Consider the following 10607-nt stretch of genomic DNA (forward strand, 5'->3'; position numbering starts at 1 on the left):
TTCCAGGGAAGCTATGACTATGCTTGGTGGGTGCCACCACCGGACCACGTAGCCCGCATCCAGGCAGAATGGGCGCGGGAACGCCCCGACCTCGACGTCAGCCCACAGGGCGTGATCGGCCGCCTGCACCGGCTCGCCGGGCACCTCACCGAGCAGCTCCTGGTCGTGTACCGCCGCTTCGGCCTCGGCGAGGGCGAGTTCGACGTGCTCGCCACGCTGCGCCGCGCCGGCCCACCGTTCGAACGCGCACCCGGCGAGCTGGCCCAGTTCACGATGGTCACGACCGGCGCCATGACCAAGCGGATCGACCGGCTCGAACGCGACGGCCTCGTCACCCGCAGGCGCAGCACCGTCGACGGCCGCGGCCGGGTCGTCGCGCTGACACCGGCGGGCCGGGACCTGATCGACGCGGCGTTCACCGAGCACATGCACAACGAGCGCAGGTTGCTCGACGAACTGCCCCCCGAGGACGCGGCGGCGCTCGAGGCACTGCTCACGACCTGGCTCGCGCGGTTCGAGACACCCCACGACTGACCGCCGCCGATGTCCCGCGGCACCGAAACCCTGCGCTACGGGCCCGGCCCGCGCGACACACACGGTGGCGCGAGTCCACCGCAAAGGTGCTCCCTGTCATCCCCGAGACCACGAAACCAGCGGGGGAGCCAGGCTGGAGTTCCCGAGTTCGACGGGAATTCCTCACCAATCATCCGTGTGCTTTCCACGTTCGCGTGGCGTCCTGCCTCCGCTGGTTAATGTGGAATTCGGTCCAGTCGCCGAATTCCCCTGCGAGGTAAGGAAATGAATCGCCGCGATCTGCTCCGCTCCACGATGGGCGCCGCCACCGCCGCCGCGGTCGCCGGGCTCGTCGGCCCGTCCACGGTCGCCGCCGCGCGGGCGGCAGGACAGCGCAGGCAGGAGACGCTGCGCGTGCGGATCCTGATGTACGACGGCGTCGAGGAGGTCGACTCGATCGGCCCTGCCGAGGTGTTCGACATCGCGCGGGTGTACTACGACGCCAAGATCGACGTGCGGTACGTGACCGTCGACGAGCCCAGGACCATCACCATGAACCGCGGCGCGAAGATGGTCGTGGAACACCGCTGGCGGGCGCGGGACGCGGACATCGTCGTCGTGCCCGGCGGTGGGTGGCGCGATCCGTCGGCGCCCGGCACGCACGTGGAGATAGCGCGCGGCGTGCTCCCCCGCGCGCTCGCCGACGCGCACGACGGCGGCCGGATCATCGCGGGCGTGTGCGTCGGCGTGATGCTGATGTCGGCCGCCGGGCTGACCAAGGGCCGCCCCTGCACCACTCACGCACTGGCGAAGGAACGGCTCGAGGCCGAGGGCGGGATCCTCAAGAAGGCCCGCGTCGTCGACGCGGGCACGGTGGTCACCGCGGGCGGTGTCACCTCCGGCATCGACCAGGCGTTGTGGCTGGTGGAACGCGAGTTCGGCCCGGACATGGCCGTCGGTGTGGAAGGCGTGCTGGAACACGAACGCCGAGGCACCGTCTGGCGGGCCTGACCCGCCAGGTCAGCGGGGCTCGTCCTCGTCCTCGGGGACCGCCCGGCGTTGTTCCTGCACATCGGCGGGGTCGGCCTCGGTGGTCTCGCCGACCGCTCCGGTGTCGGGCTCCTCGTCGTCGGTGACGGCGAGTTGCTGTTCGAGCAGGTCCGCCTCGTTGGTCGTGGACTCCGGGTACATGATCCCCTCCAGTGGCTCCGACTGCTCGCTCCAGTGGAGCAGCCCGATCGTCATCGTCAGTGCGCGGCGCACGGTGTCGAGCCCGGCTTCCAGGCCCTCGCTCGTACCCACCCCTCGGACCGCGAGGTCCAGCTGGAACGACGCGTCCTCGGGACTGTCGTTCAGGTCGGCGAGCATGGCGCGGATGGTCGCGCGCACAGGTGGTTCCAGATCGTCGATGCCGACCCGGTCGTTGTCGTCGTCACGGAGGTCGATCGCGAACGCGGCGCGATCCCGCAGGGGGCCCGCACTGTCCCGCACGGCCGTGGTCGCCACGTTGATCAGCTCGGCGACCACCTCGCGCACGTAGGCGCGCTGTTCGTCCGCGGGGTGGGCCGCGACCGTCTCCAGTGTCTCGGTCAGGCCGACCTGGTCAGCGTCCAGCACGCAGTGGACCAGCTGGTGGGCGGTGGCCTGCGCTTCGGGGTCGTCGCTGCGCATCGATCTCTCCTCGGTGCTCGGCGTGGTGCCGGACGCGGGATGCCCGCGCACGCCGGATCCCAAACACGCCGGTGGCGGCCGGGGACCAGCCCGGCCCAGCGCGGCACACCGGAAACGACCTACCAGCGGTACCAGCGCCCCGCGCCGCCGCCGACCGGCCTGCGGATGACGAACCCCAGGAGCCACAGGACGAGCAGCACGCCGGCCACGATCCACAGCGCCTTCACCGCGAACCCGAAACCGAACAGGACGAGGACCAGCAACAGCACCAGAATGAGAGGAAGCATGAACGCGCCTTTCCTGTCATGTGCCCCGTGGGAGCTACCCGGCGCCACCCCCAGGTAAACGGTCCGTCCGGCCGGTTTCCCCGCGACTACGGCGGGTACTCGTTCGCCGTACACCGGAACGAGAGGTGCAAGCCATGGACAGCAGTAGCTATGTGGCGTTCCTCGTCATCGGCACCGTGCTGGTCCTGATCGACGGGCAGATCATCTACCGAAACGGCCGTCGATTCCTGCAGCAGGCCACCCCCAACGCCCCCGCGGAGTCACTGACGAAGCTCGTGTCGGTGCTGTTCCACCTCGGCACACTCGGCGTGCTGGCGTTGATCTCGGTGATCGACGTGCCCGGCGACAACAACTCCATCCAGGGTGTCGTGGTGCGACTGGGAATCATCCTGATCGTCCTCGGGATCGCCCACTGGATCGCGGTGTCCGCGCTGTCGCGGATGCGGGACCGGGAGGAGTACGAGGAGTACACGACCGCGGAACGTGACGCGCGACGCAAGGCACAGGACGCCGCCCTGCGAGCACAGGGCACGTACGTGCCGGAGCCCACCGAGAGCCCCGCCTACAACGGGGAGAGCGCGACCGCTGTGGTCAACCGCCAGCAGCAGTACCCGCCACGCTAGTCGAGTCGAACAGCGCGCTGACGGACTCGCCGTTGTGGATCCGGCGCATGGCCTCGGCCAGTGCAGGCGCCACGGAAAGCACCGTCAGCTTGTCGGAGCGCTCGGCCATCGGCACCGTGTTGGTGCAGACGACTTCGGTCACGTCTGCCTGACCGCCGATCCGGCCGAGCGCTCCGGCCGCGAAAAGACCATGGGTGCACGCGACCCGGATCGACGCCACGCCGTGCTCCCGCAGCTTGGACAGCAACTCGATCACGGTGCTGCCCTTGGCGATCTCGTCGTCCAGCACGATCACGTCCCGGCCGGCCACGTCACCGATGATCGAGGTGATCTCCACCCGGTCGTCGGTGAACCGCTGCTTCGCGCCCGCGGCCACCGGCACCCCGAGCAGCCGCGCGAAGTGCGACGCCTCCTTGGCGTTGCCGAGGTCCGGGGACACCACGATGGTGTTCGACAGGTCGTAGCGCCGGAAGTAGGTCGCGAGCTCACGCAACGCGTGCAGGTGGTCGACCGGCACGCTGAAGAACCCGTGCACCTGCGGCGAGTGCAGCGTCATCGCGAGCACGCGGCTCGCGCCCGCCGCGACGAGCAGGTCGGCGACGAGCCTGCCCCCGATGGAGATGCGTGGCGCGTCCTTCTTGTCCGACCGCGCGTACGCGTAATGCGGCAGGACGACGGTGGTGCGCGCCGCCGACGCGCCACGGGCGGCGTCGAGCATCAGCAGCAGCTCGACCAGGTGTTCCTGCACGGGCGCGACGAGCGGCTGGATCAGGAACACGTCGCGCTCGCGGCAGTTCGCCTGGAGCTGCACCTCCAGGCAGTCGTTGGCGAACCGTTTCACCCGCACCGGCCGCAGCGGCACCTCGAGGTGGTCGCAGATCTCCGCCGCCAGCTCAGGATGGGCACTGCCTCCGAAGACGGCGATCTCCCGCAATGCCCGCTCCCTCTGTCCGCCCGGCCCGGTCAGGCATGCCAAGCCTACTGGCACGCCCGGACCGGGCCGGTGCCCACGTCACGGAACCGGACCTAGACGATTGATTCCGTGAAGATCATGTGAAGTGGCTTGACGTACGGACCCGTCATCAGGGCCATGCCGTGAAAGGCGTGCTCACAGCAAACGAGTGCCGTCAATGGGCCGTTCAGGACGCCCAGCGCCCTGAACGCGCCTTTCAGGGCATTACCACGCCGTCAACGCGCCATTCACGGCACCAAACCCCCGGGCGCTCCGCGCCCCGGGCCCGCGAAGCGGGGCCTCTGCCCGCGCAACCCCGACGGTGGCGCAAGCCCACCCATAGGGCCTCCCTGCCATCCCCGAGACCTGCCCGTCCGGCGAGGACAAACCCACCACGACATGAACCGGAGCCACGCGACCAGCACACGACGACCGACCGCCCACTCACACCGACTTCACGGAATCAATCATCTAGAGGCTCGTCGGGAGGGACGGGTGGCGCTGCACGTGGAACGCGCTGCGCACGACGGTCTCCTTGTACAGCGCGGCGAGGCGCCCGGTCAGGACGGACTCCTTCGCCTGGTCGTCGGCGTTCACGAACTGCACGAGCGCGTCGCGGCGGCCCAGGCTGATGCACTGGTTGACGTACCGGAACCGGAACGGCTTCGGTCGCCTGCCCGCGCGGCGGGCCAGCAGCGCACGGATCGCCTGCTGAGCGGCGGGTAGCCCGGTGGCACACGCCATCCGCAGCTCCTGGCCGCCCGGCATCCGCACGGCCGCGGCGTCGCCCACTCCGTAGACCTCCGGGTGGGACGTCGACCGCAGGGTCTCGTCGACGAGCAGGCGGCCGTGGTCGTCGACGGCGAGCCCGGCGTCGGCGGCCAGCGAGGGCACGGTGAAGCCGGTCGTCCACACCACGACGTCCGACCGGACGTGCTCACCCTCAGCGAGCACGACGCCGTCCGCACGGACCTCGGCGACCTCGGCCTCGTCCCGCACCTCGATGCCGAGCCTGGCGAACACGCGGCGCAGGTGTCGCCGCCCCTTCTCCGACAGCGCCGCCCCCAGCGCACCGGCCGTCACCAGGCGGACCTTCAGCTCTGGGCGCTGTTCGGCCAGCTCGGTGGCGGCCTCGATGCCGGTGAGTCCCCCACCGACGACCGTGACCACGTCACCGGTGCGCAGCCGGGCCCGCAGGCGCTGCGCCTCCTCCGCCACGGCGACCGTGTGCGCGTGCTCCGCGACCCCCGGCACGGACGTGAGGTCCATGCCGCTGCCGAGCGCGTACACCAGCGTGTCGTACGGCAGCCGGTCCCCGCCCGCCAGTACGACCGACCTGTCCCCGGGGTCGACGGCGGTGACCCGGTCGATCACGAGCCGCACGCCGGTGCCCGCCAGCAGCTCCGTGAGCGGCCGTTCCCGCAGGTCCTGCCCGGCGGCCAGCTGGTGCAGCCGCACCCGCTCGACGAACCGGTCCCGCTGGTTGACCAGGGTCACCGCAACGTCCTGCGCGCGGGCGGCCAGCCGGGCCGCGACCTGTCCCGAGTAGCCGGCACCGAGAACCACGATCCGAGTAGTCATCTCGTTCCCCTTTCTCCGGTGGGTGGACAGATCTCACAGGCGTTTCGTGACACCGGGAGAGCGAGAGTCGAGTCACACCGCGTACGGTCTGCATCGTTCCCTGGAGTGACTGGAGGTACGGAGTCATGCGAATCGTCACGGACACCGCGCGCTGTGTCGGCGCCGGTCAGTGCGCGCTCACCGAGCCGTCCGTGTTCGACCAGAGCGACGAGGACGGCACTGTCGTGCTCCTGACCGACCACGCCGAAGGCGACACCCTCGAGAACGTGCGGGAGGCCGTCGATCTCTGCCCCAGCCAGGCCATCTCTCTCGAAGAGGGCTGAGCAGCGCCACCCGGCCCGTCCCAGGGCCGGGTGGTCCCGTCTTCGCTGGTGCGTCCACCCGGGTCGGTGACTTCCACCCCGGTACCGCTGGTCACCGCGCGGCGGGGAACCACGTTCGGGCCAGGGCCGCCGGGGTGAGCACCTCCCCCGGCGGGCCTTGCGCGAGCAGACGGCCGTCGGCCAGCAGCAGGCAGTGGCCGGCGCGTTCCGCGGTCGCCAGGTCGTGGGTCGCGAGCACCACCGTGACGCCTCGCGCGGCCTCCTCCGCGACCGCGGTGGCGATCAACTCGCCCGCGGCCAGGTCCACCCCCGCCGCCGGTTCGTCGAGCAGCAGCAGGCCGGACTCCTGCGCGAGTCCCTGTGCGACGAGGGCGCGCTGCCGCTGACCGCCGGAGAGCGCGCCGAGCGGCCTGCCCGCGAGGTCGCCGATGTCGAGGCGGTCGAGGCAGTTGTCGACCACGGCCCGGTCGCGCCGGGTGAGCCGCCGCCACGGGCCGCGGTGTGCCCAGCGGCCCATCGCGACGGTGTCCCGCACGGTGACCGGCAGCGTGTCGACCGCGCTGCGCTGCACCACGTACGCGGGCCGCCGGGTGCCCCGGCGTTCGACCGTGCCCGCCGCACGCGGGACGACACCCGCGATCACACCCAGCAGTGAGGACTTCCCGGAGCCGTTCGGCCCGAGGAGGGCGGTGACCCGTGCGCCGGGGAGGTCGGTGGTGAGACCGCGCAGGGCGACCTGGCGGCCGTAGCGGACCACCAGGTCCGCGATCTCGATCTCGGTGTGTGTCACGACACCCTCCTTGTAATGATAACCGTTTTCACTATACGGTCGCCGGCATGGAGTGGTTGAGCGCCCCGTTCGAGGTGTCCTTCGTGCAGCGGGCGTTGTGGGGCGGCGTGCTCGTGTCGCTGGTGTGCGCACTCGCGGGCACCTGGGTGGTGTTGCGCGGCATGGCTTTCCTCGGCGACGCGATGGCGCACGGGATGATCCCCGGCATCGCGATCGCCGCGGTGCTCGGCGGGAACCTGGTGGTCGGCGCCGCGGCCAGCGCAGCAGCGATGGCGCTCGGGGTGACCGCGCTGTCCCGGTCGCCCCGGCTGTCGCAGGACACCGGCATCGGGCTGTTGTTCGTCGGCATGCTCGCGCTCGGTGTGATCATCGTGTCGCGGTCCCGGTCGTTCGCGGTGGACCTGACCGGGTTCCTCTTCGGCGACGTGCTTGCCGTGCGGGAACAGGACATCCGGTTCCTCGTCGTGGCGCTGGCGGTGGCGGCGGTGGTGTCCGCGCTGGGCTACCGGGCGTTCGTGGCACTCGCGTTCGACCGCCGCACCGCGCACACCCTCGGGCTGCGGCCGGGACTCACGCACGCCGTGCTGCTCGGGCTCGTCACGCTCGCGATCGTCGCGTCGTTCCACGTGGTCGGCACGCTGCTGGTGTTCGGGCTGCTGATCGCACCCCCGGCGGCCGCGATCCTGTGGGCGAGAAGGATTCCGGTGATCATGCTGGGGGCCGCCGTGCTGGGGTGCGTCGCGACGGTGACCGGGCTGGTGCTGTCGTGGCACTGGGGCACGGCCGCGGGAGCGACGATCGCCGCGGCGGCGGTGGCCCTGTTCTTCGTGTCCGCACTGGCGAGCGGCGTCCGGCAGTGGGTGCGGGCATGAGCCGCCGGATCGCCGCGCTGGCCGCGGTTCTGCTGCTGTCCGCGTGCGCCGCGGAGGCGCCGCCGCCCCCGCGGGAGGAGATCCCGCACGGCTACGTCGAAGGCGCGCAGGAGATGGCCGAGGCGCAGTCCCGGCTGGTGGTCGCCGACGAGTCCGGCGCGGTGCGGGTGGTCGACCTGGTCACCGAGGAGGTCACCGAACTCGGGTCCGTGCCGGGCGTCGACGCGATCCGGGGCGACGGCCGGTACGCCTACCTCACCGACGGCGACGCGGTGCACGTCGTCGACAGCGGCGCCTGGCAGGTGGACCACGGCGATCACGTGCACTACTACCGCGCGGAGCCCCGCCCGGTGGCCTCGGCACCGGACGACGAGGACATCGACCTCGCCGCGATCGGTGTGCCGTGCCAGGCCGCTGGTGCGCCGGTCGAGACGCGGCGGGGCGTGGTGTTCGGCTGCGCCGACGGCGCACTGCTGGTCACCGAGGATCGCACCGGCACGAAGATCCCTTATCCCACAACGGAAGCCGGGCCGGCACAGGCGCTCACCAACCGCAGGACGAGCACCACGCTCGCCGGTGTCGCGCCCGGCCACGGCGTGTGGGTGCTCGACGTGACGCAACGGGCCTGGACGCTCGTGCCGACCGGGCCGGTGGTGGCCGCCAACACCGCGGGCGAGGGCGCACCGCTGCTGACGATCACGGCGGACGGGGTGCTGCACGCGTTCGACATCGCCACCGGTGCCGAGAGCACCAGCCGGCCACTGCTCACCGCGCCGGTCGGCTCGCCGGTGATCGAGGTCGACCCGGCACGGGCGTACGTCAACGACGCGGCTGGCCGCCGCGTGCACGAGATCGACTACAACGACGACCTGCGCGTGGCCCGCACGTTCCCCCTGGACGTCGCGCCCGCCCACATGGTGGAGACGGGCCGATGAGGATCCTCGTGACGCTGACCGTGCTGCTGCTCGTGCTGGCCGGGTGCACCGGCTCGGCACCGGACCGGCCGAGCGTGGTGGTCACGACGAACATCCTCGGTGACCTCATCGGGGAGATCGTCGGCGACGAGGCAGAGCTGACCGTGCTGATGGGCCCGAACGCCGACCCGCACTCGTTCGCGATCTCCGCGCAGCAGGCGGCGAGGCTCGAACAGGCGGACCTCGTCGTCCACAACGGACTCGGGCTGGAGGAGGGCGTGCGGCGCAACGTCGAGGCCGCCGAGACCAGCCTGCTCGCCGTCGGCGAGCACGTCGGCCCGATCCGCTACGCCGAGGGCGACGCGGCAGGACAGCCGGACCCGCACTTCTGGACCGACCCCGCCCGGGTGCGCACGGCCGTCGAGGTGATCGCCGAGCACGTCACCAGGATCGGCGGCGTCGACGCCGCCGCGGTCCGCGCGAACGCCGACGCCTACCTGGCGCGCCTCGACGACCTCGACACCTGGATGAGCGCCGAGTTCGCGAGGCTCCCGCCGCAGCGGCGGAAACTCGTGACGAACCACCACGTCTTCGGCTACCTCGCGCAGCGCTACGACTTCCAGGTGGTCGGCGCGGTGGTGCCGAGCGGCACGACCCTGGCCTCCCCCAGCGCCGCGGACCTGGCATCGCTCGCGGACGCGATCCGCGCGGCCGGCGTGCCAGCGATCTTCGCCGACTCCTCCCAGCCCGACCGCCTGGCCAGGGTGCTCGCCGAACAGGCGGGGGTGGACGTCACGGTCGTCCCGCTGTTCTCGGAGTCGCTGACCGAACCCGGCGGGGGTGCCGGCACCTACCTGGAGCTGATGCGGGCCAACACCGAGGCGATCGTCACCGGACTCACGCAATGAAAGGAACGAAATGCGCTTGTTCACACTGTCCACAGTGGCCCTGTCCGCCATGGTGCTCGGCGGGTGCGGCACCCCGGCGTCGGACGCGGCGGAGCCCCGCGAGCAGGTCACCGACCCGGTCGTCGCGACCTACGACGGCGGCGTGTACGTCATGGACGGCACGACACTGGAGACCGAGGCGGACCTGACGCTGTCCGGCTTCAACCGCGTCAACCCGGCCGGGAACGACCGCCACGTGCTGGTGTCGACGTCGAGCGGGTTCCGCGTGCTCGACGCGACCGGCGCCCGCCTCACCGACCTCGAGTTCGCGGGCGAGAAGCCGGGACACGTGGTGCGGCACGCCGGGAAGACGGTCCTGTTCGCCGACGGCACCGGCGAGATCACCGTGTTCGACCCGGAACGGCTCGGCGACCGGCTGCCGGAGACCGAGGTGCACCGGACCGAGGAGCCGCACCACGGTGTCGCGCTCGAGCTGGCGAACGGCGAGCTGGTGGTCACGCTCGGGACCGAGGAGGAACGGACCGGGATGGCCGTCCTCGACGAGCGGCGCGCGGAGATCACCCGCAACGAGGACTGCCCCGGCGTGCACGGCGAGGCGACCGCGCAGGGCGAGGCGGTCGTGGTCGGCTGCGAGAACGGCGTGCTGGTCTACCGAAACGGCGAGATCACCAAGATCACGAGCCCGACCCCGTACGGCCGGATCGGCAACCAGTCCGGGACCGACGGTTCACCGATCGTGCTCGGCGACTACAAGCAGGACCCCGACGCCGAGCTGGAACGGCCGGAACAGGTGTCGCTCATCGACACCACGACCGGCACGATGAAGCTGGTCGACCTCGGCACCAGCTACACGTTCCGCTCGCTGGCACGGGGCCCGGCGGGTGAGGCGCTGGTGCTCGGCACCGACGGCAACATCCACGTGCTCGACCCGGTGGCGGGCACCGTCACGAAGACCATCCCGGTCACCGGCCCGTGGACCGAGCCCCTGGAGTGGCAGCAACCCCGCCCCGCGATCTTCGTCCGCGGCGGCACCGCCTACGTCTCCGACCCCGGCACGAAACAGCTCCACGCCGTCGACCTGGAAACCGGCGAGAAGACGGCCACGGTGACACTGCCGAAGGCCCCGAACGAGCTGAGCGGCGTCGTCGCACACTGACGGGCCGAGGACCCGGT

General features: G+C 71.3%; 13 protein-coding genes. 8 read left to right on the forward strand and 5 right to left on the reverse strand.

Translation table 11 applies throughout. From position 1 onward, the window contains the following. The first annotated feature begins 30 nt into the window (after window positions 1–30). Together ACFPCV_RS01570 and ACFPCV_RS01575 are read left to right on the forward strand one after the other, a co-directional pair. Window positions 31–534, forward strand: coding sequence for a MarR family winged helix-turn-helix transcriptional regulator (locus ACFPCV_RS01570; protein ID WP_378053643.1), 504 nt, complete (start codon window positions 31–33; stop codon window positions 532–534). A 264-nt stretch (window positions 535–798) separates the two neighbouring features. Further along, window positions 799–1524 (forward strand): DJ-1/PfpI family protein, encoded by a 726-nt coding sequence (locus tag ACFPCV_RS01575; protein ID WP_378053645.1) that lies wholly within the window; start codon window positions 799–801, stop codon window positions 1522–1524. Between the two features lie 9 nt (window positions 1525–1533). Here ACFPCV_RS01575 and ACFPCV_RS01580 read toward each other — a convergent pair whose 3' ends face one another. Together ACFPCV_RS01580 and ACFPCV_RS01585 are read right to left on the reverse strand one after the other, a co-directional pair. Further along, entirely contained in the window at window positions 1534–2184 is a 651-nt protein-coding gene (locus ACFPCV_RS01580) for a hypothetical protein (RefSeq protein WP_378053647.1), read from the reverse strand. Between the two features lie 119 nt (window positions 2185–2303). Further along, a complete protein-coding gene (locus ACFPCV_RS01585; RefSeq protein ID WP_378053649.1) occupies window positions 2304–2471 on the reverse strand; it encodes a hydrophobic protein in 168 nt (55 codons plus the stop codon). Window positions 2472–2605: 134 nt separating this feature from the next. Here ACFPCV_RS01585 and ACFPCV_RS01590 point away from each other — a divergent pair, with 134 nt between their 5' ends. Beyond that, window positions 2606–3094: a hypothetical protein gene (locus ACFPCV_RS01590; RefSeq protein WP_378053651.1), complete on the forward strand. Its 489-nt coding sequence runs from the start codon at window positions 2606–2608 to the stop codon at window positions 3092–3094. On the opposite strand, the gene ACFPCV_RS01595 is transcribed toward ACFPCV_RS01590, so the two are convergent. Together ACFPCV_RS01595 and ACFPCV_RS01600 are read right to left on the reverse strand one after the other, a co-directional pair. Then, window positions 3063–4028, reverse strand: coding sequence for a ribose-phosphate diphosphokinase (locus ACFPCV_RS01595; RefSeq protein ID WP_378053653.1), 966 nt, complete (start codon window positions 4026–4028; stop codon window positions 3063–3065). The genes ACFPCV_RS01590 and ACFPCV_RS01595 overlap by 32 nt on opposite strands. 489 nt (window positions 4029–4517) lie before the next feature. Then, on the reverse strand, window positions 4518–5627 hold the full coding sequence (locus ACFPCV_RS01600) for an NAD(P)/FAD-dependent oxidoreductase (RefSeq protein WP_378053655.1): 1110 nt from the start codon (window positions 5625–5627) through the stop codon (window positions 4518–4520). A 125-nt stretch (window positions 5628–5752) separates the two neighbouring features. Between ACFPCV_RS01600 and ACFPCV_RS01605 the strand changes: the two genes are divergently transcribed. Further along, entirely contained in the window at window positions 5753–5950 is a 198-nt protein-coding gene (locus tag ACFPCV_RS01605; RefSeq protein ID WP_378053657.1) for a ferredoxin, read from the forward strand. A gap of 91 nt (window positions 5951–6041) precedes the next feature. On the opposite strand, the gene aztA is transcribed toward ACFPCV_RS01605, so the two are convergent. Continuing rightward, window positions 6042–6740, reverse strand: a complete 699-nt coding sequence (aztA, locus tag ACFPCV_RS01610; RefSeq protein WP_378053659.1) for a zinc ABC transporter ATP-binding protein AztA — start codon at window positions 6738–6740, stop codon at window positions 6042–6044. Between the two features lie 47 nt (window positions 6741–6787). Between aztA and aztB the strand changes: the two genes are divergently transcribed. Genes aztB through aztD form a run of 4 tightly spaced genes read left to right on the forward strand, consistent with a single transcriptional unit; the run spans window position 6788 to window position 10590 of the window. Continuing rightward, entirely contained in the window at window positions 6788–7612 is an 825-nt protein-coding gene (gene aztB / locus ACFPCV_RS01615) for a zinc ABC transporter permease AztB (RefSeq protein ID WP_378053661.1), read from the forward strand. Further along, on the forward strand, window positions 7609–8547 hold the full coding sequence (locus ACFPCV_RS01620) for a hypothetical protein (protein WP_378053663.1): 939 nt from the start codon (window positions 7609–7611) through the stop codon (window positions 8545–8547). The genes aztB and ACFPCV_RS01620 overlap by 4 nt, the downstream gene beginning before the upstream one ends. Beyond that, a complete protein-coding gene (aztC, locus tag ACFPCV_RS01625; RefSeq protein ID WP_378053665.1) occupies window positions 8544–9434 on the forward strand; it encodes a zinc ABC transporter substrate-binding protein AztC in 891 nt (296 codons plus the stop codon). Before ACFPCV_RS01620 ends, aztC begins: the two co-directional genes overlap by 4 nt. Before the next feature lie 10 nt (window positions 9435–9444). Beyond that, on the forward strand, window positions 9445–10590 hold the full coding sequence (aztD, locus tag ACFPCV_RS01630; RefSeq protein WP_378053668.1) for a zinc metallochaperone AztD: 1146 nt from the start codon (window positions 9445–9447) through the stop codon (window positions 10588–10590). Window positions 10591–10607: the final 17 nt, after the last annotated feature.

The sequence above is a fragment of the Actinophytocola glycyrrhizae genome, from assembly GCF_042653545.1.
GTDB lineage: Bacteria > Actinomycetota > Actinomycetes > Mycobacteriales > Pseudonocardiaceae > Actinophytocola > Actinophytocola glycyrrhizae.

Excerpts from the sequence above, each read along its gene's own strand:
- ACFPCV_RS01585 (WP_378053649.1), bottom strand. The coding sequence starts at position 2,471 with ATGCTTCCTCTCATTCTGGTGCTGTTGCTGGTCCTCGTCCTGTTCGGT.
- ACFPCV_RS01580 (WP_378053647.1), bottom strand. The coding sequence starts at position 2,184 with ATGCGCAGCGACGACCCCGAAGCGCAGGCCACCGCCCACCAGCTGGTC.
- ACFPCV_RS01605 (WP_378053657.1), top strand. The coding sequence starts at position 5,753 with ATGCGAATCGTCACGGACACCGCGCGCTGTGTCGGCGCCGGTCAGTGC.
- aztB (WP_378053661.1), top strand. The coding sequence starts at position 6,788 with ATGGAGTGGTTGAGCGCCCCGTTCGAGGTGTCCTTCGTGCAGCGGGCG.
- ACFPCV_RS01600 (WP_378053655.1), bottom strand. The coding sequence starts at position 5,627 with ATGACTACTCGGATCGTGGTTCTCGGTGCCGGCTACTCGGGACAGGTC.
- aztC (WP_378053665.1), top strand. The coding sequence starts at position 8,544 with ATGAGGATCCTCGTGACGCTGACCGTGCTGCTGCTCGTGCTGGCCGGG.
- aztD (WP_378053668.1), top strand. The coding sequence starts at position 9,445 with ATGCGCTTGTTCACACTGTCCACAGTGGCCCTGTCCGCCATGGTGCTC.
- ACFPCV_RS01620 (WP_378053663.1), top strand. The coding sequence starts at position 7,609 with ATGAGCCGCCGGATCGCCGCGCTGGCCGCGGTTCTGCTGCTGTCCGCG.
- ACFPCV_RS01590 (WP_378053651.1), top strand. The coding sequence starts at position 2,606 with ATGGACAGCAGTAGCTATGTGGCGTTCCTCGTCATCGGCACCGTGCTG.
- ACFPCV_RS01575 (WP_378053645.1), top strand. The coding sequence starts at position 799 with ATGAATCGCCGCGATCTGCTCCGCTCCACGATGGGCGCCGCCACCGCC.